Origin of the sequence: Pseudomonas helvetica, from assembly GCF_039908645.1 — a bacterium.
GTDB classification, from domain to species: domain Bacteria; phylum Pseudomonadota; class Gammaproteobacteria; order Pseudomonadales; family Pseudomonadaceae; genus Aquipseudomonas; species Aquipseudomonas helvetica.
Window position 1 is genome coordinate 3,099,160 of the sequence record NZ_CP150917.1, and the last position, 22,353, is coordinate 3,121,512.

At 58.1% G+C, this 22,353-nt stretch carries 20 protein-coding genes; 7 read left to right on the forward strand and 13 right to left on the reverse strand.

What is annotated here, in order from left to right; translation table 11 throughout:
• Positions 1-19: 19 nt before the first annotated feature.
• The 4 genes from AABM55_RS14270 to AABM55_RS14285 all read right to left on the reverse strand — a co-directional run bounded on the left by AABM55_RS14270 (position 20) and on the right by AABM55_RS14285 (position 5,291).
• Entirely contained in the window at positions 20-2,452 is a 2,433-nt protein-coding gene (locus tag AABM55_RS14270) for an acyl-CoA reductase (RefSeq protein ID WP_347929934.1), read from the reverse strand.
• Position 2,453: 1 nt separating this feature from the next.
• Positions 2,454-3,581: an acyl-protein synthase gene (locus AABM55_RS14275; protein ID WP_347929935.1), complete on the reverse strand. Its 1,128-nt coding sequence runs from the start codon at positions 3,579-3,581 to the stop codon at positions 2,454-2,456.
• Positions 3,582-3,603: 22 nt separating this feature from the next.
• On the reverse strand, positions 3,604-4,851 hold the full coding sequence (locus AABM55_RS14280; RefSeq protein ID WP_347929936.1) for an MFS transporter: 1,248 nt from the start codon (positions 4,849-4,851) through the stop codon (positions 3,604-3,606).
• Between the two features lie 308 nt (positions 4,852-5,159).
• Entirely contained in the window at positions 5,160-5,291 is a 132-nt protein-coding gene (locus tag AABM55_RS14285) for a hypothetical protein (protein WP_256583727.1), read from the reverse strand.
• 157 nt (positions 5,292-5,448) lie between these two features.
• On the opposite strand from AABM55_RS14285, the gene AABM55_RS14290 reads away from it, so the two are divergent.
• Entirely contained in the window at positions 5,449-5,637 is a 189-nt protein-coding gene (locus AABM55_RS14290; RefSeq protein WP_019690573.1) for a hypothetical protein, read from the forward strand.
• A gap of 16 nt (positions 5,638-5,653) precedes the next feature.
• On the opposite strand, the gene AABM55_RS14295 is transcribed toward AABM55_RS14290, so the two are convergent.
• Entirely contained in the window at positions 5,654-6,031 is a 378-nt protein-coding gene (locus tag AABM55_RS14295) for a fe2+ zn2+ uptake regulation protein (RefSeq protein WP_103314509.1), read from the reverse strand.
• A 356-nt stretch (positions 6,032-6,387) separates the two neighbouring features.
• Complete coding sequence (locus AABM55_RS14300; protein ID WP_347929937.1) at positions 6,388-11,217, reverse strand: DUF6543 domain-containing protein; 4,830 nt, start codon at positions 11,215-11,217, stop codon at positions 6,388-6,390.
• Positions 11,218-11,469: 252 nt separating this feature from the next.
• On the opposite strand from AABM55_RS14300, the gene AABM55_RS14305 reads away from it, so the two are divergent.
• Positions 11,470-12,510, forward strand: a complete 1,041-nt coding sequence (locus AABM55_RS14305) for an Ldh family oxidoreductase (RefSeq protein ID WP_054597185.1) — start codon at positions 11,470-11,472, stop codon at positions 12,508-12,510.
• A 111-nt stretch (positions 12,511-12,621) separates the two neighbouring features.
• Here the strand turns inward: AABM55_RS14305 and AABM55_RS14310 are convergent, their stop codons facing one another.
• On the reverse strand, positions 12,622-12,939 hold the full coding sequence (locus tag AABM55_RS14310) for a DUF883 family protein (protein ID WP_347929938.1): 318 nt from the start codon (positions 12,937-12,939) through the stop codon (positions 12,622-12,624).
• Between the two features lie 165 nt (positions 12,940-13,104).
• On the opposite strand from AABM55_RS14310, the gene AABM55_RS14315 reads away from it, so the two are divergent.
• The gene (locus AABM55_RS14315) at positions 13,105-13,356 is read left to right on the forward strand and encodes a hypothetical protein (protein WP_019690567.1); all 252 of its coding nucleotides are present in this window, start codon (positions 13,105-13,107) and stop codon (positions 13,354-13,356) included.
• 16 nt (positions 13,357-13,372) lie between these two features.
• On the opposite strand, the gene AABM55_RS14320 is transcribed toward AABM55_RS14315, so the two are convergent.
• Positions 13,373-14,296, reverse strand: a complete 924-nt coding sequence (locus tag AABM55_RS14320; RefSeq protein ID WP_347929939.1) for a LysR substrate-binding domain-containing protein — start codon at positions 14,294-14,296, stop codon at positions 13,373-13,375.
• Positions 14,297-14,380: 84 nt separating this feature from the next.
• On the opposite strand from AABM55_RS14320, the gene AABM55_RS14325 reads away from it, so the two are divergent.
• On the forward strand, positions 14,381-15,301 hold the full coding sequence (locus tag AABM55_RS14325) for a carbon-nitrogen hydrolase family protein (protein WP_347929940.1): 921 nt from the start codon (positions 14,381-14,383) through the stop codon (positions 15,299-15,301).
• On the opposite strand, the gene AABM55_RS14330 is transcribed toward AABM55_RS14325, so the two are convergent.
• From AABM55_RS14330 to AABM55_RS14345, 4 genes are all read right to left on the reverse strand, one after another.
• Positions 15,294-15,839: a GNAT family N-acetyltransferase gene (locus AABM55_RS14330; protein WP_347929941.1), complete on the reverse strand. Its 546-nt coding sequence runs from the start codon at positions 15,837-15,839 to the stop codon at positions 15,294-15,296. The two genes, AABM55_RS14325 and AABM55_RS14330, sit on opposite strands and share 8 nt — an antisense overlap.
• 54 nt (positions 15,840-15,893) lie before the next feature.
• Complete coding sequence (locus tag AABM55_RS14335) at positions 15,894-16,367, reverse strand: LEA type 2 family protein (RefSeq protein ID WP_103314515.1); 474 nt, start codon at positions 16,365-16,367, stop codon at positions 15,894-15,896.
• Positions 16,368-16,425: 58 nt separating this feature from the next.
• On the reverse strand, positions 16,426-17,898 hold the full coding sequence (locus tag AABM55_RS14340) for a nucleobase:cation symporter-2 family protein (protein WP_347929942.1): 1,473 nt from the start codon (positions 17,896-17,898) through the stop codon (positions 16,426-16,428).
• Between the two features lie 324 nt (positions 17,899-18,222).
• A complete protein-coding gene (locus AABM55_RS14345) occupies positions 18,223-18,597 on the reverse strand; it encodes a DUF6124 family protein (RefSeq protein WP_103314517.1) in 375 nt (124 codons plus the stop codon).
• A gap of 448 nt (positions 18,598-19,045) precedes the next feature.
• On the opposite strand from AABM55_RS14345, the gene AABM55_RS14350 reads away from it, so the two are divergent.
• From AABM55_RS14350 to zapE, 3 genes are all read left to right on the forward strand, one after another.
• Positions 19,046-19,762, forward strand: coding sequence for a YafY family protein (locus tag AABM55_RS14350; protein WP_347929943.1), 717 nt, complete (start codon positions 19,046-19,048; stop codon positions 19,760-19,762).
• A 51-nt stretch (positions 19,763-19,813) separates the two neighbouring features.
• On the forward strand, positions 19,814-20,155 hold the full coding sequence (locus AABM55_RS14355; protein ID WP_054597193.1) for a nuclear transport factor 2 family protein: 342 nt from the start codon (positions 19,814-19,816) through the stop codon (positions 20,153-20,155).
• A gap of 125 nt (positions 20,156-20,280) precedes the next feature.
• Positions 20,281-21,399 (forward strand): cell division protein ZapE, encoded by a 1,119-nt coding sequence (zapE, locus tag AABM55_RS14360; protein ID WP_347930031.1) that lies wholly within the window; start codon positions 20,281-20,283, stop codon positions 21,397-21,399.
• Positions 21,400-21,409: 10 nt separating this feature from the next.
• Here the strand turns inward: zapE and AABM55_RS14365 are convergent, their stop codons facing one another.
• Positions 21,410-22,315: an AraC family transcriptional regulator gene (locus tag AABM55_RS14365; protein WP_054597194.1), complete on the reverse strand. Its 906-nt coding sequence runs from the start codon at positions 22,313-22,315 to the stop codon at positions 21,410-21,412.
• Positions 22,316-22,353 lie beyond the last annotated feature (38 nt).

A 22,353-nucleotide genomic window follows, 5' to 3' on the forward strand; every position in this document is an offset into this window, starting at 1 on the left:
ATAGTTTTAAAATAGGCGTTCAGTTGTGATGCTTGCTCGCTGAAAAGTCAGTTCTCAAGTCAATCATCAGGGGTACTTTGCCGCTGTGCCTGTTGCGTTCGAACCGGTCGGGAGAACACCGTTGAACCTCAAGTTCCAGCAGGCGGTTATTCACGGCTGTTGAAATAACGGGGATGTCCAGCAGGCGTTGACGTAGGGTCTGTGGATCATGTTCTGCGCGCACCACCAAACGTTCGGTTCCGTTGGAGTCGTGATCAAGAAGGAGCTGCAGTTGAGTGGCGGCTTTTTCTTCCAGGTCGCTGATCGAGACAAAGTCCGAAGCGATCCGCAGCAGTCGACCGTGTCTTCCTTGCAGTTCAAATCGAGGCGTGTCCAGGCCACAAGGGCAGGTTCCTGGCAGCCAACGTCCAGTGTCCCCGACCTCGTAACGGATGATCGCCTGACCTTCGCGTGCCCGCGAGGTAAAGAGCAAACGACCGACTTCGCCGGGTTCGACAGGAGCGTCGTGTTCAAGGTTGACGATTTCCAGCCACTGGATGTCGCTCATCAGGTGAAAAACGCCATCTGCGCTTGCCGGGCACGCATGACCGAGAGGGCCGGCGTCGACAGAACCGTAGAGGGCGGAACGAATCGTCGAGACCCCACAACGCTCCATCAACCGTCGGCTGGCATTGCCAGAATGTTCGCCGCCCATGAAGACTTTATTGACCCCGCCGTAGGCCTTGAGGCGATCCTGCTCGCTGAAAAACAGGCGCTGCAACGTGCTGGGCATGCCAATCAGCGTGTTGATGCGCTGGTCCACAATCAGTTGGGCTATTTCACTGAAGTCGTCGTCGTGGGGGCCGCCCATGGGGAAGTGCGTGACCCCCATCTGTTCAAGGATCCTGGAAAAACTGAACAGCCCGCCATAGAGGCTGCCACCGTAGAACAGATTCATCACTCGATCCTGCCCCGGCGTCAGTCCGATGGCGAACATGCCGTCAGCCGCCGCGCGCATCTGCCGGCTAAAGTCTCGATAGCTGTAGCCAGCCAAGGCGGGAGTGCTGCTGGTACCACCTGAGCGGAAAAACAGTTGAGCGTCGGACGAACCGGATTGCGCGATGAAATCCGTCTTGTTCATCACTGCGTACGCGTTCAGTTGCGCCGGGGCACCAGGGGGCTGGTCCAGTGTTGCGCGGTTGCTCGATAACTGCGGCGGCAAGGTTACCGAGGTCCTGCGAGTCAAGCGTGACAGGGCGAAAACACCGTCATGGGGTTCTCCTGCATAGCCGTCATGAATCAGCTCGGGAGGGGCGATTCGATTGACGCCCGCGCTCAGCAGTTGCCTGACCAGGCTTGGCGTTTGCCGGGGTGTGCAGATCAGAGCACAACTTTGCAGATGCGTGCGCCACGGCAGCAGGGACTCGGCAATCAATGCGTTTGGCATCGGCCGTAACAACAGCGTTCGAAACAACGGAGAAGGTGCCAATCGGCGATGGTGCTCCCACATGATGCGCCATCCATCACCGGACCAGACGCGTCCTGTCTCATCGGCAAAACTTTGATCGAGTCGCGCCAAGGCAATCCGGGTGGTGATCTCGCAGGCTTCCTGAGCTGTGGGGAGCAACGCTGGCCAGCGGCTGGCGCGGCGTTCGAACGCGTCAGCGAGTTGTCCGCCGATAGCATGCAGGGTTTGCGGGTCATCACTGTCAACCAGCAGCCACTGCGGACTGGAGCACGCTTGTTGGTCGAGCCGACACACTTCATCGACCAGGGCATCCAGCGCTGCGGGGGACACGGCTTCTGGCGACAGGTAGGCAAAACTGATCTTGTGACCCCAGTCGATCCAGCGGCACCCGCTGGGAACCAGCCGGCGAATGGCCTTGAGCGCTGCGTCGCCACCCCATGCGCTGACGCCATCGGCGTGAGCGCATAGAAGATCAAGGCGATCGGTATCGACAGGCAACACAGCGACGCAGTTGGTCAGTAATCCGCTGGCGTCGCACTCGAGGAACGCTGCCAGTAATTGCGCACTCAGGCTGTTGTCACTGGAGCTTGGGCGCAGCCAGTTGATGTTACCCACCAGCAGGCTTTCCAGCACTGCGCAGAACCCCAGCAATGGCGCGTTGGCCGGCGTGATATGCACCACGAGTCCTAACGGGGACCAGTTTTCGAACCGCGGTTGATCGTAGGCAATTCGCCGTAGTGACCGCGGCTGCACGCCCAACTCACGTTCCAGTTTTGCACTCAAGGCGCTCCGTTGGCAGAACGCGATCAGTTCCAGGCGTTGCCCCTCATCGAGTTCAAGGGGGGGGTGATGGGCCTGCAGTTTCTGTGTGAAACGGTCCGCGCATTGAAGAACCCTTTCGCTGGTCGGTGGTTGCCCCAGTTGTTGCGCCAATCCTGGCAGCAGCGTGTCGAGGGCCGCCTCAGGTGTGAGTGAGTCGTGCAGTTGGCCATTGATCAGGTACATATCAAGCTCCCCCGATCAGTTCGGCTGCGGCCATCGCGCAACTGCGACTGGCGCTGGTTCCGGCGCGGCCATGCAACTCAAACCAGTCGGTAGCCAGGCCACAGCCACAGGCGGCAGCGGGGTGCAGTGTTGCCAGGTCACTCATGACCACGGCGTGTGCCGGGCTCGATGAAATATAAGGCGATACGAAGTGCAACAGACCCCGCTTGCCGTAGGGCTGGACGGCGAAGTCGCTCGGGTTGCGGACAAACACCTTTGAGTAAACCGGTGCATGAAAGTGATGGTTGGCGCATTCGATATACGGCACGGCATGCTCGACAGCGCCGTACCCGTCTCGACAACGACTGGCATCTATCCTCAATTGCTGCGCAATCCGGGAATAAAGTTGCTGTCTGGGGACTTCCTCGCTCGCCCGGGTTTTCCAGCCACCGCCAAGGAATACCAGCGAATCGGGATGCAGCTCAAGGTCGGGTGCTTCAAGGTCTTGCATGCGTTGCAAGACCTGCCAAAGAAACGCAGGAAAACCAAAGATGCGCACCGGTAAACCTTCAATTGCAAACTGTTGCAAGGCTTCGATCACGCCGAACACATCGAACTCGTGGCCGCTGCCTGTGGCCCGTAGCGCATAGACCACCCGGTTGACCGGCGCGTATTGGCACAGGAACTGGTCGGTATAGGAGGTTCCCAGGCTGATGGCGCCTACAGGCTCATAACTCAGCAACAGATAGTTGCACGGGGTGTGGCTGATCCAGTCGTAATGCTCGAAGATCCGAGTCACCATGTTCTGCGCCGCGGTGATGCTTCGCACGTCATAGCGCATGCGGCTTTTCTGGCCGCTGGTGCCCGAGGATGTCAGCTCCAGGGCATCCTGCCCGGTGGGGCTCAGCAGCAGGCGTTGCTTGAAGTAGTTGGCGTACAGGGGAGGGAGGCGCGACCAGTCGTCCAGTCTGTCCAGCGCGCTGGCACTCAGGCCGTTGGCCTCCAGCCAATGCTCGTAACCGGGGGTGTGATGGCAGTGAAAGAGACTGGTTTCACGCATCGAGTTGTCGAACAAGCCTGGCGGGACAGCGTCCAGACAATACGGCCGTGGCAATGCACATAAGGCATCGGTGTGGGGTAGATGAATCATCAAAAATCCTTTTTTGATTGAGTTATAGAGAGTGCACGGGCGCAGGCGTGGCCGGCAGCAGTACCCAACGCAATGGCACCAGTGCCAGAAGCCCGGCGATACCGACTGTCAGGGCGAAGTAACGCGGATCTTCGCCAGCCCCCAGCGTTGCGATCAGCGAGCCTGCGCCGGCCATGAGTGCGATGGAGATCATCCCCAACATGGCCGAGACCAATCCTTTGCTGTCGTCACTGGTAAACAGCGCCGCGCGGTACAGCGCGGCGTTGCTCATCCCAAGACCAATGCTGTAAAGCATCAGGCCACCGACGAGAACCGGGATCGAAGGGGCAAACCGGCTGGCAATGATGAGCGCCACAAGGCCCGCGCAGAATGGCCAGAGCGCCCATTGAATCAAGCCTTCAAGGCGAGTCCTGGAAATAATCAGGTTCAGTATCAGATTGCCGATGATGACGGCGGCGAAGACCGGGATCTGCCACAGGCCGTACTCAAGAACCGATAACCCTTGCCCCTGAATCAATAGCAATGGGGACAGGCCGATCCAGGCGATCAGCGGCAAACTCATCAGCCCGAGCGCAGTACTGGCGCAAATAAATCTGAGGTTCCCGAGAAGGGCGATATATCGATGAGCTATCGCACGCAGCTTGAATGGCGTGGGGTTTAACCGGTTACCGTCGTGACGTAGTACGCCTATGGTTTCCGGCATCACCCAATAGAGCGCCAACCACACGACGATGCCAAGGACGCCGAACATGAGAAACAGCTCACGCCAGGAAATCCATTTCAGTATCAGGCTCCCGAGCAGGGGGCCAAGGAGCGGGGAGAGCAGGGCAACATTAGCCAGCAAGGCCATGATTCGGACTGCGTCGGTTTCACAGAACACCTCCTGCAGCGCGGGGTAACTGACGGCGATGACAAACCCCAAGCCCATGCCCTGAAGCAGGCGCAGCAGGTTGAATGCAAAAATACTCTGCACCCAGAGGGTCATGACGCAGGTCATGGCAAAGACTGCACAGCCGACCAAGAGAACTTTTCGGCGTCCAAAACAATCCGCGAGCGGGCCAATCAGCCATTGCAGAAGAACACCCCCCAGCAAGTAGAGATTGAAGGCCGATGGAATATGCCGAGTACTGGCGTTCAAGTCATCGGTTACTGTCAACATGGCAGGCATTATCATGTCGCTGGCCAAGTAGGTCAGTAACTCAAAAGCTGTAATCACCAGGCAAAAACCTAGCGCTCGAAAGGATCCGATTTTTATAATGGGCTTGAGCATAAAATTCCAGGGTGTAGTGCTTATTTATATAGAAGTATCGCGATAAGGGTGAGAGTAGTCTGGAATAGTAATAAGCCAAGCCAAAATATTGTTTTGCTGGTAGTAATAGTTGTCGCGTTATTTCTGGCGGGAATGTCAGGTGAATGTGCTGATGCATGTATCAGGTATTATCTTGCAGGCCAAAGTGTAATACCCTTGTACGAAAAAGCCCGCGGGGAGGCGGGCTTTTTTCGTGGTGTTCTCAAACGTTGTCAATTGTTGAGAACAGGGGAAACTTAATGATGCAAGTCGCCCCCGCTTAATAAAGGTCAACGACGGTAGTAGCCATCATGGTGATAGCGATGGTCGCCATGCCAGCCACCTCCGCATGGGAAACATACACAACCGCTCATGGTCAGGATAATCAGCAGGGGAATCAGCAGTGTGATTCGACGGTACATTTCTCAATCCTCATCGTTTGAACCGCATGCAGCCAAAATGCTTCATGGGCTGTAACATGAGACCCCGCTTGCAGCTGCTCATCCCCGAAGAAGCGTATGGGCTTGGCATGCATCACGATACAAACCGGATACATATCTTCAGGTTCAGGAACCCGCAATGACCCAGTCGCAACGTTTGAAATATTCGATTCTGATCTCCCTTGTCGTATTGGGGATCATGCTTGGTCTGTCGTACATGCAGAACGCCGGAATGATCAGCGAGAAGCTGTTCCAGTACATCGCTATTGGCGTTGCGGTGATCGTCGTGGTGATCAATGGGGTGATGCGTCGCAAGGTCAAGCCTTAAGCGACGCGGTAATGCGTTATTGATTGCCGTAGAGCACGGCTGCGGCTTGCGGATGCAGGCTGTAGCTCTTGTCTTCGTTCAAGACAATCAGGCCTTCACTGCACAGTCGCTTCAACACTTCGCGAACGCTGAGAAAGGACAGGGGAATACCCAGGTCCAGCAAGTGGCTGTGCACCCCGCGTACTCCCTGCGGACGATCGTTTTCGGCGGCGGTCAGTAGCGCGTCGATCACTTTCAGGCGAATCAGGCTGGTTCGCAGGCCAAAGCTTTTGAGCAGCTGCCTGATGCGCTCGTTGTTGTGGCGTTCAGCGTTTTTGGTGAGCGCGCGAGCGTCCAGGTTCAGCGAACCGTTTGCCGCAGGGGTGCCATCCGTTGGCAGTTGCGAGTTGTACATGCAAAAACTCCTTTTCAGAGCTTGATCAGTAAAAAAGTGATGGGTGCTCTCATTGATTAATGACGAATGAGCTGCGCAAATCATGAGGGCTCGGATGTAGAAAATTTGTCGGAACCACGTCAGTGCAAGGTGAGATGTGCTGTTTTGTCGGGGTCTGAACCATTAAACTTTTTTCATGTTGACTCGTTACTCGGCAAGGCACATTCACGTGCAGTCAGGCCAAATGAAGGCCGCGACCCTCATCAGGGTTGCGGCCTTCAGCGTTTTAAGCTCGTTGATGTTGTAAATGCCGCCAACGTGAAGCATGCCGGTGGCCGTGTCCGCGAGCATTACCCTTCACGTTTGATTCACGGGCATCAATTTTCGGCCAAAGGTACCGGGTCGAGTTGACGTCCCATTTCACAGACCAGATGTGCGACAGAATCGGCATTGCGAAGGATGGTGTCGATCCGCCGATCCGCTGAAGCCCGGTCGCGAAACACTCGGCGGGCTTCGCTCAGATCGCTGGTGCCGGTGATGGTCTTGATCTGGTCACTCAGATGTTTGGCGGCAGGAATGTCATCGAGGTCCTGCCAGGTTTTCTGCGTGCTGTTCCAGTAGGCGAACAATTCATCGACGGGGGTGTGCATCGACAATGCCTCGCGCTGAAATTGCTCTTGATCCTGTTTCAACTGGCTGGCTTGAGTGGTGATCGTCGAGATCAGGTCGCTGAAGGGTCTTCTCGCTTCCAGGTACGCGATATCCAGCGTATTTGAAAACAGGTGCGAGAACTCATGGATAAGCGTTGCCGCCTGCGCATGGGCAACGACATCAAAGGGCTCTGTCAGCACATGGTTGTAGTGGTGTAGATTTTGATCGAAGAACTTCTCTGTAAAGTGCACTTTCTGTTGCTGGTCATCGTCGAGTACAAAGGCAATCAAGCCGTCTTCGGGATAACGGTTTGAACCGACGACAAAACGCTTGCTGTCGAGCCTGTCCAGTGTCGGATCTACCAGTGCTTTGCACAGCGGAACGATGGTTGCCTTGATTTTATCCAGAATGGCTCTATCGATCGTCGGCACATCAAAGAACGCTTTGAGAAAACCATCCAGTCGTGTTCCGGATGTGGCCACTTTCAATTGAGCCAGATTATGCAGGCTGTTAAATGCGTAGAACCGTGCCAGATCCAGCGACTGGACAATCATCCGGGCCCTTTCCGGGTAGAGCTGTCTGATGGCCTCCATGCCCTGGGCCTCAATGCTTATCTGCTTTCGCGCATCAAGGTCAGACTGGTACTTGTTGTGCAGTCGTGACATGGCTTTACCGAAATGAACGCTATGCAGGTCGGGATCCAGCACCCACTGCGTTCCCCTGTTCTGCAGATACGGGCCCTGGCGTTGATCATCGACGATGCGAGTCGCCACACCAAACTTTTCGATTTGATACACCTTGCCGTCGACCGGGGCGTACTTGCGTCTGGTTGTCGAGTCACGGTAAGTGCCGTCGACAGCCTTGGTACCCGTTTTTTTCAACTCGATGGCGCTGGCTTCAAAGGATTGCAGCACAGTGCGAGAAGGAGAGGTGAGATCGACCTTGGTAATCTCGGTGGCAACGAAAGGCTTTTCGACGACAGGTCCGTTGTGCACAACCGGCTCAACGGTCGAAGCGCCAGGTTGATGCAACAACTGGCCCAGTGTCGCCATTTGTGACACCCCGTTGATAAAGGTCTTGAGCGCAGTCCTCCAATGATGGTCCTGTAGGGCCTCGGCCGACTGTTTGAATGACGTATAGCTTTCCCATAGAAGGCGCGGGAGCGCCAGTTTGCCTGGCAGAAACTCTATGCCGTACCTGACACCTTTGCTAAACAATGCCTTGAGCGCCTCCCAGTCGGACTGCCCGGCAGGTTGCGATTGACTGTCGAGCATGTGTGACAGCAGCGTTTTGTTATCGATAAACAGTTGATGCAACAGATTTCCTTCGATAGGACTGGACGCGAGTCGGATATCAGACGTGCCGCTGCCGGCCAGCAAATTTTTGTAGGTCGCCTGATGCGGGTCCGGCAGGCGTCTGATCAACAGATCCTGCAAAGCTCCCGGAAGGTTGATTGCGCTCAGGACGCTGGCTTCGTTTTCATACTCGGTGATCCCCAGATGCTTGTCGTATGGCGCGTACAGAATTTGTGGTCCGGCAGCGGGCTCTCCTATCAGGTAGAGCCCTAGTGTCTTGACGGCCGCGGCGCCTTCGGTCGCGATCAGCTCCAAGGGGCGCACGATTGCGGTGGCGCCCGTTACCGCTGCGCGTGCCAGGGCATCCGGCATGTCCAGAACTTGCTGAACCAAGCCGAAGCCGCGTTCGGAAAGTTTTCCCTGAAGCTTCAGCGTGTGGGCATGCAACAGCAGTTGCCAGGGCAGCTGCTTGATGAATCGAAGCAGTCGGGTCGCGACACCTGGCGCGTCGCTCGCCAATGTCTCCGAAAGAAATTGACGATAGGTCGCCTTGATGTCCAGCTGCAGCAAAAGCCTTTTGACTGCGCTGGCATCAAGGGCCGTCGGGAGCGTCTGGGCGATTTTCGAGGCAATGCTGAACCCGGTGTTTTGCAATGTATTGGTAGGGCTCAGCGCAAAATCGGTCAATGTTCGCGCAGGACCGGCCAGCGCCAGATTGGGCGTCACCCACAGTTGATCCGGATCGAGACTGGCTCCCGGAAATTGCCTGGTCATTAGCGCTTTCAGTTGTTCGCGGGCATAGTCCGTCAGCGGCTTGACATCATGCAGGTAGTCTTTTCCGCTCTCTATGCTGTGGCGTAATTGCTCCAGTATTTCCACGTGTCGCAGCACATCACTCTCGGGCGCCGCCCCGAGCCAGACGGGAAGTGATTGTTGCGTAACGATCCCCTCGGCAATCTGCATCGCACGCTGAAGGTTGAGCGGGGTGGGAGTCTGTTTGTGTTGCTCAAAATCAGCCCGTACCACCGAACTCGGCAACTCAAGTGAATGGGTATGCCTTCGGGCGTCCAGATACTGTTTGATGGCTGACTGTTGGCACTCCTGAAGCATATTTCTTTCAATCAATCGAAACGGCCCAAGCGTGTAGGTTCGGTGTGGGCGATATTGCGTGCGAGGGATATTTTCCAGGAGCAGCATTCGTTGCTCGTCATCCAGGAGGCGCCTGCCCAACTCGACCTTGACACTGGTGACGGAGCTGAAGGTTTCGAGCCCGCGCCCGGGCGTCCACAGGATCGCCCGACCGGAGTGTGACGGGTCAAGCCCGCCACGCTCGGTCAGCAAAAAGCAGTTGGCCAGCGGCAGCAGATCCGGCTCGTTCGAGCACTCAAGCGTCAACGACCAGGCATCTGGCCGAAACCCGTGCAGCGCTTGCCTTTGCCTTCGGGTCGGTTTGTCGGGGTTGAGTACGGTATCGATGATGGCCTTTTCGTCCGCATGGAGCGTCTTGGTGCTCACACGAAGTGCGGCCTCACCGCGGATTCCCACCGACATTGCATGGGCGAGATCGGTCTTGATGGTCTCCAGAAAAGTGCCTTGTTGTTCAACACTTCCCGAAGGTTGAGCGGCTGTTTTCACCTCAAGGGAGGATTGAACGCTGCGTATTGTTTTTAGCGACAGGGCGGCCTTGTCAGCCAATACGACCGAAGGGCGATTGTCGCCGGAAATCAGCGGGCGCGTGCTCCAGCGCTCCGTGATTGCTGTCGCCAGTAGCTGATTGTCGAGCATGCCACGCACATCCAGCGCACGGTCGAACAAGGCCTGGACATCGATGACACCATCGCTGTGTCGGCAGGTGTCCAGTGCATCCGTGATGCTGTGTTGTTGCTTGGCGATGATGTCGTCGAGCATGTCGTGAAAGACCGGACCGAACATCGGTACTCCCGACACCTCAGGCTTGTCGAAGCCCAGAAACACGTCACGCTGTTGCCGTGTCAGCAAGCTGTATAGCTCGTCATCGTGTCCGGCCGACGTGACCATGGTTTGTATGATCGCTTTCAGGTCTGCGTAATCTTTCAGGACCTGCAAGCCATTGGACTGGGTATACAGATAAGCCGTGGAGTCGCTGTTCAGCATCATGGCGCCAGCAAGTTCGACGAAATGCTCGCGGTGTTCCCAGATGCGGATTTTTTCCGGTTTCAGGTCGCTGGCAGCATTGTTGCGTATAGCGCTTTCGCGGTCGAGGAGTGCGGTTAATGCCAGGCTTTGCTCAGGGCTGATGATTGCGCTCTGGCGCTTCAACAACAGATCCGTTCGGGCCTTGTCACTCATGGCTTGAGCAAAGAAGTCCCGGCGAGAAACACCTGTATGCACGTCTGTTGCCCAATAGACCTGCAGCAGACTTGCCAGCATGGGCATCAAACTCGCTGCAAGCTCCTTTGTGGCCTGCTCCCACTGATACTGATGTACCGGGTTAACGGGGGAGGAAGGCTGTAGAGGATTGGTGAACTCGCGAACCTGTCCCGAAGGCCATGTCTGATGCAGGTAAAAACGCAGTAGCGCATCACTCAGGGGCATGGAGTCCACCTGGTGTCGAGCGATGGCGGTGTTCGTCGTTCCAGCGGTCCGGCTTTCAACGAAAAAGCTGACATGGGTGGCGCTTTGATCGAGCTTGGGAAAGGACTTGCGCAGCGCGTTGTTGAGCAATTGATTGAGCATGGCCGTCAGTGTCGGTATTGCGCTCAGCTCCTGGAGCATGAGCTCGACATTTTTACGATGGCACTGTTTCAGAATGCGGGTCTGATCTTCGAATACCAGGCCGTCAATGACTTGGCCTGCCAAGGTGAATGCGTTGTTGGTACTTAGCGCATTGCGTCGGGAGATGGGGAGAAAGCACAACAGGTCCTTGCGCTCTGCAGCATTTTTCAGTTTGTCGTCCAGCGCCTTCAACAATGCTTGTCGGTCATCGAACTTTTGCAGCCCGCCATAGGGTGTGTAGAGGATGGCCTGTGTGCCGTTGGGCACCGGATGCATCACGAAGCTGCCCGCAAGGGGCTCGGCGTCTGCCCCAGCGGCCTTCAGCATGATGTTCTCGACGGTCATCGGCGATGTTTGCGTCGAACGAAGCGCGTGGGTCGCCAGTTCAACGCTACGCAGCCAGGACAGGTCCGCGAGTGTGAAACCCATGGCCCTGATGCGTGGGCTCAATATTCGGGTGTCGCGTAATGCTTCAGGAAAAAAGAGCGGTAACGAATCGTCAGTCATTGTTTTTGCCTCAGCTGAAGCGACGGTTCTACGTCGCGGGAAGAAAGCCCAAGGCTAGAGTCGTGGCAGTGTCAAACGGTGGTAGATAGTTAGTGCATGCGCGGCGCCTGCGTCGTTGATGATCAGGCCCGTTGCAGGTCTCGGCGTCGTTGAACGACGAAGGTTGACAGAGGGCTCGCAAAACGGTGTTTAATCAGCCCGTAAGGTCCCCATACGCTGTTGCCCCCTCCAATAAAAAACCTGGAGCTTCAGATGTCTGTGCCACACGATCATGCCGTCAATGCAGTCTCGCAACACTTGTCGTACGAAGAGTTGGTTGGCCTACTGGAATCGATATTTCTAAGGCATGGCACAAGCCCCGAGGTTGCCCGGGTGCTGGCGCAAAACTGTGCGGGCGCCGAACGCGATGGTGCCCACAGCCATGGCGTGTTCCGGATGCCCGGCTATGTCTCGACGCTGAACAGCGGTTGGGTCAATGGCAAGGCCGTTCCAGTGGTCGAGGATGTGGCCTCGGGTTTTGTCCGGGTGGATGCCGGCAACGGCTTCGCCCAACCGGCGTTGGCTGCAGGCCGCGAACTGTTGGTGGCGAAAGCCCGCAGCGCCGGTATCGCGGTCATGGCGATCCGCAACTCCCATCATTTCGCTGCACTTTGGCCAGACGTCGAACCCTTTGCCTATGAAGGTCTGGTGGCGCTGAGCGTGGTCAACAGCATGACCTGCGTGGTGCCGCACGGTGCTGATCGCCCGCTGTTTGGCACCAACCCGATTGCGTTCGCGGCACCCCGTGCGGGTGCAGACCCGATCGTGTTCGACCTGGCCACCAGCGCCATCGCCCATGGCGACGTGCAGATCGCTGCGCGCAAGGGCGAGCGTCTGCCACCCGGCATGGGTGTCGACAGCCTGGGCCAGCCAACGCAGGACCCGAAAGCCATCCTGGAGGGCGGCGCATTGCTGCCGTTTGGCGGGCACAAGGGGTCGGCGTTGTCGATGATGGTCGAACTGCTGGCGGCGGCGTTGACCGGTGGCAACTTCTCGTTCGAGTTCGACTGGTCGAATCATCCCGGGGCGAAAACCCCGTGGACCGGCCAGTTACTGATTGTGATCGACCCGAGCAAAGCCGCCGGGCAGAACTTCGCCGAACGCAGTGAAGAACTGGTCAGGCAGATGCATGCTGTGGGGCTGCGGCGTTTGCCGGGTGACCGCCGTCACCGCGAGCGGGCCAAGTCACAAACCGAAGGCATCGCGCTCGATGCGCAAACCCTGGCGCAATTGCACGAACTGGCGGGCAATTGATGTAGAAAGGCGAGCCCATCGACGCATGCGGGATCGCCAAGATCGCAGCCTGCGGCAGCTCCTACAGGGGTTGCGTGCACCGTAGGCTGTGATCTTTTAGAGCATGTTTGTTCAGCGCCGACCCAGCAGCAATCCCACCACCAGACCGAACCCGGCCGAGATCGCAACGGTTTGCCAAGGGTGACCGCCAATGTAGGTTTCGGTCGCCTCGACCACCGGCCGGGTCCGCTCACGCACGCTGGAGACGGAATCGCGTGCCTGGCGCAGTTTCAGCGCGACTTGTTCGCGCAGGTTTTCAGCTTCCTCTCCGACCAGCGAGGCACTGCTTTTGAGCAGCTTCTCCGATTCTTCGATCAACGCTTGCAGCTCGCTGAAGACCTGATCCTTGATTTGCTCATCGTTTGCTTGCACCGGGGTTTTTCGGGCCATCAGGTGACTCCTTGCTGGTTTTGGGACAGTGATCAATGGAGTGTAGGCGCGGCGGAAAAGTTGCAGGCTTTTTGCCCTGAAACTCAACGCCAATGGAAAATCTGCCTCCGGAGATTTCCACCTACAGTGTAAGATGTTGCCAATTTTATGCAGCAGGTAACTCCCATGAGCTTCAATCTGGCCGACAAGCCCCTTGCCGAGCGCGCTGCGCTTGAAGATGAAAAGTCCCGTCTGTTCGATCTCTGGCAGAGCAACCTGGGTAAATCCAAAGGTGAAGCGGCACGCTTGTTCGGCGAGCGCTCCAAGCGTAAAGGCAAATGGGCCGAGTGGGTGCGCTCCGAACTGGACGCCATGTCACCGCCGGAATACGCGAACATGGTCCGCAGCGAAGTCAATCGCTTGATGGCTGCCAAGTAGGAACCTGCGACAGCTCCTACACGGGCGGTGTTTGTAGGAAGCTGGCGACGATTGCTTCGCGGACCTTCAGCAACAGCGGATCCAGCTGGCTGTTGGTCCGCCAGCCCAGTTCAATCGGATAGCGCGGCAGTGCCAGCGGGCAGGGCAGCACTGTCAACCCGCTGACTGCGGCGATGCTCTGCGCCGCATGGGCGGGGATCGTCGCCACGGCCTGGCTGCCCTTGAGCAGGAACGGCAATGCAGCAAAATGCGTGGTTGATGCGCACACCCTCCGACTCAATCCCAGCCCCGCCAACCCCTCATCGGTAATGCCGATAAACCCTCCAGACGACACCAGAATGTGCTCGCGAGCGACAAACTCGTCGAGTGTGATTTCCTGTTGCCCGTCGATCAGGCTGTCGGGGTCAACCAGGCACTGATAGCCGCCTTCACCCAGCACCTGACGGCTGAGCAAGCGCTCGGCAAAACCGCCGGCGGTGATCGCCAGGTCAACGCTGCGCTCCATCAAGGCCTGAGCCACGATCTGGCTGTGGGTCTGGCGAAAGATCAGCCGCAGCTTTGGCGCGCGCTGGGCGATTTCCTTGATCAATCGCCGACCGTAGGCAATCTCGAAATCATCCGATAAACCGACAATCACCGAACGACCTTCGTACTGGCTGGCGGCCGGATCGACCATTGCCAGGCTTTGTCGGCATTTGTTCAGCGCATCGCTGATGACCGGTTTCAATTGATTGGCGCGCAATGTCGGTGCCAGGCCGCGACCGGTGCGTACGAACAGTTGATCGGCGTATACATCACGCAGCCGACGCAATGCTGCACTGACCGCGGATTGCGTGACGCCCAGGCGCAACGCGGCGCGGCTGGCGCTGGACTCGTCGTGCAGCGCTTCGAAGACTTTGAGCAAGTTGAGGTCGATGTCGGCGATATTCATTTGGCTCATATCTTTCAGCAGTGAACGGGGCTTTATTCATGATCGGCGGTGGCCGGAGAATGAGCAATACCTCACTGCTCAGGAGTTACCGCGATGCCAAAATCCATTGTTGCTGCACTGCAAATCGGTTCGTTGCCAGGTGGCAAGGGCGAGACCCTGGAACAGATACTTTCTTATGAACAGGCGATCATCGAGTCCGGCGCCGGGCTGGTGGTCATGCCTGAGGCGTTGCTCGGCGGTTACCCCAAAGGCGAAGGCTTCGGCACGCAGTTGGGTTACCGACTGCCGGAAGGTCGTGAGGCGTTTGCGCGCTATTTCGCCAATGCCATTGATGTGCCGGGCGCTGAAACCGAAGCCTTGGCGGGATTGTCTGCGCGCACCGGTGCGAATCTGGTGTTGGGGGTGATCGAGCGTTCAGGCAGCACCTTGTACTGCACCGCGTTGTTCTTTGAACCGCAAGCCGGGTTGGTCGCCAAGCACCGTAAACTGATGCCCACCGGCACCGAGCGGTTGATCTGGGGCAAGGGTGACGGCTCGACACTGCCGGTGATCGACAGCCAGGTCGGGCGCATTGGCGCCGCGGTGTGCTGGGAAAACATGATGCCGCTGCTACGCACGGCGATGTACGCCAAAGGTGTGGAAGTCTGGTGCGCGCCAACGGTCGACGAACGCGAAATGTGGCAAGTCAGCATGCGCCACATCGCTCATGAAGGCCGCTGTTTCGTGGTCAGCGCCTGCCAGGTCCAGCAATCGCCACAAGCCTTGGGGTTGGAAATTGCCAACTGGCCGGCCGAGCGCCCGTTGATTGCCGGCGGCAGTCTGATTATCGGCCCGATGGGCGACGTGCTGGCCGGGCCGTTGTTGGGCGGTGCGGGGCTGCTCACGGCCGAGATCGACACCGATGAACTGGTGCGTGCGCGCTACGACTACGACGTGGTCGGGCACTATGCGCGCCCGGACGTGTTCGAGCTGACCGTGGATGAACGGGCCAAACCCGGTGTGCGGTTTATCTGAGACGCCGCCACTCTTCGCGGGTGATTTCCCAGAGCTCCCTGGGAAAACGCCCACCGACAAAATCGCCTTCATCGCAGTGAATCAAGCGCATTCCGGTGCGCTCCGAAAGCCGCCGCGACGCCAGGTTGGGCGCGGCCTTGGGCACCCGCAAAAGCGAGCGGTCGAGGGTCTCGAACCAGTATTGAGTAACTGCAGCGCTGGCTTCGGACATCAGCCCTTGGCCTTGCCACTGCGGACTGAGCCAGAAGCCTCGGTTGTTGTCCGGCTCGTTCATCAGGCTGACGTTGCCGATCAACTGCTCGGGCGCTGATTTCAAGCGAATCGACCAATGCCATTCTTCGCCACGGGCAATCGTCGGCAGGGCGATGTCGCGCAGGTAAGCCAACGCGCCATCCGCTGGATAAGGCCACGGGACCAGGGCATTCAGGTAGCGCACCACTTCCCAGTGCGGGAAGTGCTGTTGAATCGCTTCGGCATCGGCCAGTTCCAGTGGCCGCAGGATCAAGCGTTCGGTGTACAGCGTGGGGGATCTTTCCATGGTTGAGTCCACTTCCCTGTTTGTTAGTAACAAGCGCCGTGTTCTGCCGTTGATTTACCAGATGCCGGCTGTCGAGCCCGGTAGGTTGAGTGTGCCTTTGTCGACAAAACGGACGGTGCCTGACACGCCGCCAGACAGTTTGCCGCGTAATACATAAGGCAGGTTGTTGAGCGATTGTGTCTGGCTCAGGCCAAGGGTCTGGCGCAGCACGGAGAACGCCGAAATACTCACGGGGACGCTGATGATCGCTTCGGAGTAACGCGGGATCGATCCCGTTTGATCGCTCACGCCGGTGGCGAGGGGTTGGCCGTTGACCTCCAGGCTCAGGGCCACGCCGTTGTAATAAATGGGCGTTTCGTTGGGATTTTGCAGGCGCAGTTTCACCGCAAAGCGCACTTCCAGGTCCTGGTTTTGCAGCGGTTCAATGCCGACCACGTTGATGTTCAGCGGATCACGATTGGGGAACAGCGCGCAGGCGCTCAGGCTGAGCAACAGCAGGGAAAGGCTTAAGGCGAGGAATCTGCGCATGAACGAGCTCTCGTAAAGATAAGGGTCGAACCGCCGGCGGCTCGACCCTCGAGCAGCGTTAGCGGTTCACCTGTGCGACCACGGAAGGCTTGAGTGGTTCGCCGTGGGGCGTGACATCCGGGTTCTCCATGACCGTGAGGATCGAAGCTTCCGGATCGAAATCGTCTTCTTCCAGCTCGATGAACTCTTCGGGCAGGAAGATATTCAGCACGATAGCGCACAATGCGCCGACGGTGATCGGCGACTCGAAGATGTTGTGCAACGCCTTGGGCAATTCGCGCAACACTTCCGGTACGGCCGCAACACCCAGCCCCATGCCCAGCGAAATGGCGACGATCAGCATGTTGCGTCGATGCAGGCCGGCCTCGGCGAGGATCTTGATCCCGGCCACCGCCACGGTGCCGAACATCACCAGTTCAGCGCCGCCCAGCACCGGTTTGGGCATCAGTTGCAACACGGCGCCAATCATCGGGAACAGCCCGAGCAACACCAGCAGTCCGGCGATAAAGAACGCGACGTAACGGCTGGCCACGCCGGTCAGTTGGATCACCCCGTTGTTCTGCGCGAAGGTCACCATTGGCATGCTGTTGAAGACTGCCGCCATTGCCGAGTTGAGACCGTCGGCAAGCAAGCCGGACTTGATCCGCCGAATGTAGATCGGGCCTTTGACCGGTTGCTGGGAAATCATCGAGTTGGCGGTCAGGTCGCCGGCTGCTTCCAGCGGCGAGACCAGGAAAATCACCGCCACCGGAACGAACGCCACCCAATCGAAGTTGAAGCCGTACTTGAACGGCACCGGCACGCTCATCAGCGGCACAGCAGTCATGTTGGTGAAATCGACATCGCCCATCAGCCACGCGACGACGTAACCGAGGGTCAGGCCAATGACAATGGCGCCCAAACGCAAGAACGGTACATCGACCCGATTCAGCACAACGATGGTGCCCAGCACCAATGCGGCCAGCACCAGGTGGCTTGCGGCGCCCAGATCCGTCGCGCCAAAGCCGCCGGCGATGTCGGTCATGGCGACCTTGACCAGCGACAAGCCCATCAGGGTGATGATGGTGCCGGTGACTACCGGGGTGATCAGCATTCGCAACTTGCCAATGAACTGGCTCAGCACCACTTCAATGAACGCGGCAAAGAAGCACACGCCGAAAATCGTCGAGAGGATTTCATCGGTGCCGCCACCTCGCGCCTTGACCATGAAGCCGGCGCTGAGAATCACGCTGATGAACGAGAAACTGGTGCCTTGCAGGCACAGCAGGCCGGAACCGATCGGCCCGAAGCGCCGCGCCTGAACGAAAGTGCCCAGGCCCGAGACGAACAGCGCCATGCTGATCAGGTAGGGGATTTCGCTTTGCAGGCCCAGGGCGCTGCCCATGATCAGGGTCGGCGTGATGATCCCGACGAAGCTCGCCAATACATGTTGCAGGGCGGCGAAGAGGGTTGCGGTGAAATGCGGGCGGTCGTTGAGGCCGTAGATCAGGTCGGAACGAAGCGCAGTTTTCGAGTGGTCAGATGAGGTCACGGGGAGGGTGCCAATAAGGCCAGGTCAGAAAAGGGAGGCGCAGGATGCCAGCCGCGGGCATTGAGGGCAACGCGCGGTTGTTTAAAACGGACGGGGCTGGAACGACAAACCCGCCAGCCTTGTGAAAAGGTGGCGGGTTTTGTGTTGTGCGCAGACACGGCCGAGAACCTGTGGCGAGGGAGCTTGCTCCCGCTCGGCCGCGAAGCGGTCGTAATCCGGTAATCGCGATCCCTCTGGATACTCGCGGTGACTGATTTTAGGGTCGCTTCGCAACCCAGCGGGAGCAAGCTCCCTCGCCACAAGGGGCCCACCCGGTGTTGCTGGTTACTGCGGCGAATCAGGTGGGTCGAGGTGATCGAGTGCGCGATTCACGGCGAGTTCGGCCAGCGAAATCATCTGCTGAATCGCCAGCGCGGTATTGCGCTTGGGGCCTTCAAGTTCGAACGCCAGATCGCTGGACATGACATTGGCCGAGGCGAGGGTCTCGCAGGCGTGGGCCAGCAGGGTTTCGCTGTCGACATCCGGGGCGATGACAAAAATGCAGCCGGGACGGCGGTCGGCTAGCAATGTCTTGGTTTCGGGCAGCACCAGGTAGTGATCGAGCGCACGGTGCGCGGCGGCGTGGAGTTCTTTTGAGTTGAGGGAGGCGTAGGGGGAAACCGGATCGGTTTCGGGGGGATTTGGCGTGGCTTTGAACATGGCGAATCTCCTTACTTAAAGTGGAGTCGCAACCTATTGCTACCAAACATTAGGGTGGCGACTGAACGCAGGTTGGTAGACCGGGTAAGGAAACCGGCGCACCCGAAGGCGCCCTGCGCACAGCCGCCATAACAAACAGCAGACGACAAAAAAACGTCACTGAATGGAAATGCCGGAGCTGTGCGCCTTACCCGGGCTACCAAACCCGATCGCTGATAATCAGCGACGCGGAAACGATAGAGGCGGGGACCAAAGCGCACAAGCCGGCGGATTCTGGCGCAGGTGTAGGCCGTGACGCAAGGCGTTGTAGCCTGTAGCAGAAGTTTCGCGATACGAATAAACACTTTGATCGTGCCCATGCGCTCACAAGGTGTATTTGCTGCTGACAGTTTCTGACAGTGGCCTCTGCTAAGCTCCGCCGACCTTCATTCCACAGAGCAGGCGGATCGTGTCGCGTACCAGTCGTTTGTTGACCTTGTTGCAAGTGCTGCGCGGTAAAAGTCGTCCGGTGACGGCGGCGACACTGGCCAGTGAGCTGGAGATCTCGGAGCGCACGCTGTACCGCGATATCGCCGAACTGACGGCCCTCGGCGCGCCGATCTTTGGCGAGGCGGGTATCGGCTATGTGTTGCGTAGCGGTTTGTTTCTGCCGCCGCTGATGCTCAATGCCGATGAGACGGAAGCGGTGGTGCTGGGTTTGCGTTATGTCGATCAGCGTGGTGATGAGGTGTTGAGCAAAGCCGCTGCCGATGCGTTGGCGAAGATTGCCGCCGTATTGGCGCCGGACGCTCAGGAAGCCTTGCGCAACCCGACGGTTTTGCCGGGGCCGCCGGGCTGCGGTTATCCGCAAAACGCTGTGGAATTGAATGTGTTTCGCCAGGCGATTCGTGCGCAGGCCAAGTTGCATATCGATTACGCGGACGTGAACAAAACCCCCAGCCAGCGGTTGATCTGGCCGTTGGCGCTGGGTTTTTTGAATGAGGCGCGGGTGATCGTTGCCTGGTGCGAGTTGCGCGGGGATTATCGAACGTTTCGTACCGACCGGATTGCCGCCGCCCAAGAGCTGGGTGAACGCTATCCGGGTCGTCGCAGCGACCTGTTGCGAGCCTGGCGCAAGGCGATGCAACTGGATGAAGCAGGGCGATTCACTCCTGACAAGAATTGACACAGCGTTGTTTTAGCATGGCTCCAGAATCAATCAACAAGGAGCCGTACCATGTCGAACCCAGCCGTTTCACTTGCACCTGCCATTGCCGCTTATATCGCTGCCGCCAATGCCCGTGACAGTTCGGCGGTCGCCAGTTTTTTCGCCGAGGATGCGAATGTTTTTGATGAGGGCGCCCATCAGGTCGGCACCCAGGCCATCGCCCAATGGATGGAAGACACCGCACGCCGTTACCAGCCTCGGGTCGAGGTGCTGGACGTGCAGCAACGCACCGGCAAAGTATTGGTCAGTAACCTGATTTCCGGCACGTTCCCCGGCAGCCCGCTCGAATTGCGCTATGTGTTCCGTCTGAACGAGCAAGGCAAAATCACCCGACTCGACATCTCGCTCTAACTGCATTCCCTGTGGGAGCCTGGCTTGCCAGCGATGGCGTCCGTGAGATCGCCATCGCCGGCAAGCCGTGCTCCTACGCTGAGCGTGGCATACTCTGGACTTTTGCGTTCGGACCCATGGCCGATATGACTTTCGATTCGCCCCTCAGCGCTTACCACTACGCAATCAAGCAAAAAGGCTTCGTCCCCGATGCCGCGCAAGAGCATGCCGTTCTGGCGTTGCAGCAGTGTCACGAGGCCTTGCATCAAGGCCGGACACCAGTCACCGGGGTTTACCTCTGGGGCCCGGTCGGGCGTGGCAAGACCTGGTTGATGGATCAGTTTTACCAAAGCCTGCGGGTGCCGGCACGGCGTCAGCACTTTCACCATTTCATGGGCTGGGTGCATCAGCGCTCGTTTCAATTGACCGGCACCGCCGATCCGCTGCGGGCTCTGGCCCGTGAGTTGGCCCGGGATGTGCGGGTGCTGTGTTTCGACGAATTGTTTGTCAATGACATCGGTGACGCGATCATCCTCGGCCGATTGTTTCAGGTGATGTTCGACGAAGGCGTGGTGATGGTCTGCACCTCCAACCAACCACCGGATCAGCTCTACGCAGACGGTTTCAACCGTGACCGGTTTTTGCCGGGGATTGCCGCGATCAAAGGCCACATGCATGTGGTGGCGGTGGACGGTGGCGAAGATCACCGATTGCATCCTGGCGCAGCGCTGCAGCGTTATTGGGTCAGCGCACCCGGTCAGCCCGATCCAATGAGTGAGGTGTTCAAACAACTGACTGAAGGACAGGCGGTATCCAGCGATCCGGTGATCATCGGCTATCGTTCGGTGACGGTCGTCAAGGCCAGTGAAACCGTACTCTGGTGCCGTTACGCGGACCTGTGCGAGCAGCCATTTGCGGCGATGGACTTCATGGCGTTGTGTGATCGCTTCAGCGCTATTTTGTTGAGCGAAGTCCCCAATCTCAGCGCCCATCAGCGCCCCGGTCGAATTGCCCGTGGCACTGAGGATGGCGCCGAGCGCGTCGAGGCCGGCGACCGTGAACTCCCGCAATTGTCGGTACATGACGACAGCGTGCGGCGCTTCATCGCGCTGGTTGACGAGTGCTACGACCGCAAAGTGCCGCTGTACCTCGACGCGCAGGTGCCGATGGATGAGCTGTATACCGAGGGTTACCTGGAGTTCCCGTTTCGCCGGACCCACAGCCGGTTGAAGGAAATGCAATTACGGCGCTTTGCCGAAGCCTGAAACCATTAGGCTAACCGAGATTTTGTTCAGTCAAACGCTGCACCGCCAGCCGACGGTAATGGGAAGGGGTCATGCCTTTGAGTTGCTGAAAGCGCCGGTTGAAGTTGGAAATATTGTTGAAGCCCGACTCAAAGCACACCTCGGTCACCGGTTTATCGCCATCGGCCAGCAGCTCGCAGGATTTGCTGATGCGCAAGCGATTGACGAACTCGATGAAACAGCGGCCGGTCGCCTGCTTGAAGACTCGCGAGAAGTAGGTCGGTTTCATGCCCAGGTGTTCGGCGACTTCTTCCAGTGGCAGTTCGCGAGCGTAGTGGGCAAAGATGTAATCCACTGCCCGGTTGGTACGGTCGATGTTGTGTTCGTCAGCCAATTGCGGCGTGGTGGCACCGGACAGCAACTGGTAATCGTCGGTGGCCGCCAGCAACTCCAGCAGAATGAAAAAGTACCCGAGGCGGGTAACGCCTTTGGCGTCGGCAATCCGCTGCATCAAGTCCATGGCCTGGCGGATCGTGTGTTTACAGCGAAATTCGATGCCGTACTGCGCACGCTCCAGCAGGGGCGTCAGGCTCTTGAGCTCGGTGAACACCTGATGGCCGCTTTCGAACAGCTCATCGGTGAAGTTCACCAGCATGTCGCGCTTGGGCACCACTTCGTCTTCGGCGACCTGGCTGATCCAGTTGTGGGGCAGGTTAGGGCCGGTCAGAAACAGTGTTTCGGGGTAAAAATTGCCGATGTAATCACCGATGAACACCTTGCCCGAGCTGGCGACAATCAGGTGCAGTTCGTATTCCTTATGGAAATGCCAACGCACCAGCGGGCAGGGGAATCCGTGCTGGCGATAAATGATGGACAACCCATTGTGGTCGTCCATCAATTCGTATGCGGGGTCGGTGACTCTTGCCGCTCGGGTCATGGCTGCACGCTTGTGAGTAACTGCAGCCGATAATGCCT

Excerpts from the sequence above, each read along its gene's own strand:
- AABM55_RS14270 (WP_347929934.1), bottom strand. The coding sequence starts at position 2,452 with ATGTACCTGATCAATGGCCAACTGCACGACTCACTCACACCTGAGGCG.
- AABM55_RS14275 (WP_347929935.1), bottom strand. The coding sequence starts at position 3,581 with ATGATTCATCTACCCCACACCGATGCCTTATGTGCATTGCCACGGCCG.
- AABM55_RS14280 (WP_347929936.1), bottom strand. The coding sequence starts at position 4,851 with ATGCTCAAGCCCATTATAAAAATCGGATCCTTTCGAGCGCTAGGTTTT.
- AABM55_RS14285 (WP_256583727.1), bottom strand. The coding sequence starts at position 5,291 with ATGTACCGTCGAATCACACTGCTGATTCCCCTGCTGATTATCCTGACC.
- AABM55_RS14290 (WP_019690573.1), top strand. The coding sequence starts at position 5,449 with ATGACCCAGTCGCAACGTTTGAAATATTCGATTCTGATCTCCCTTGTC.
- AABM55_RS14295 (WP_103314509.1), bottom strand. The coding sequence starts at position 6,031 with ATGTACAACTCGCAACTGCCAACGGATGGCACCCCTGCGGCAAACGGT.
- AABM55_RS14300 (WP_347929937.1), bottom strand. The coding sequence starts at position 11,217 with ATGACTGACGATTCGTTACCGCTCTTTTTTCCTGAAGCATTACGCGAC.
- AABM55_RS14305 (WP_054597185.1), top strand. The coding sequence starts at position 11,470 with ATGTCTGTGCCACACGATCATGCCGTCAATGCAGTCTCGCAACACTTG.
- AABM55_RS14310 (WP_347929938.1), bottom strand. The coding sequence starts at position 12,939 with ATGGCCCGAAAAACCCCGGTGCAAGCAAACGATGAGCAAATCAAGGAT.
- AABM55_RS14315 (WP_019690567.1), top strand. The coding sequence starts at position 13,105 with ATGAGCTTCAATCTGGCCGACAAGCCCCTTGCCGAGCGCGCTGCGCTT.
- AABM55_RS14320 (WP_347929939.1), bottom strand. The coding sequence starts at position 14,296 with ATGAGCCAAATGAATATCGCCGACATCGACCTCAACTTGCTCAAAGTC.
- AABM55_RS14325 (WP_347929940.1), top strand. The coding sequence starts at position 14,381 with ATGCCAAAATCCATTGTTGCTGCACTGCAAATCGGTTCGTTGCCAGGT.
- AABM55_RS14330 (WP_347929941.1), bottom strand. The coding sequence starts at position 15,839 with ATGGAAAGATCCCCCACGCTGTACACCGAACGCTTGATCCTGCGGCCA.
- AABM55_RS14335 (WP_103314515.1), bottom strand. The coding sequence starts at position 16,367 with ATGCGCAGATTCCTCGCCTTAAGCCTTTCCCTGCTGTTGCTCAGCCTG.
- AABM55_RS14345 (WP_103314517.1), bottom strand. The coding sequence starts at position 18,597 with ATGTTCAAAGCCACGCCAAATCCCCCCGAAACCGATCCGGTTTCCCCC.
- AABM55_RS14355 (WP_054597193.1), top strand. The coding sequence starts at position 19,814 with ATGTCGAACCCAGCCGTTTCACTTGCACCTGCCATTGCCGCTTATATC.
- zapE (WP_347930031.1), top strand. The coding sequence starts at position 20,281 with ATGACTTTCGATTCGCCCCTCAGCGCTTACCACTACGCAATCAAGCAA.
- AABM55_RS14365 (WP_054597194.1), bottom strand. The coding sequence starts at position 22,315 with ATGACCCGAGCGGCAAGAGTCACCGACCCCGCATACGAATTGATGGAC.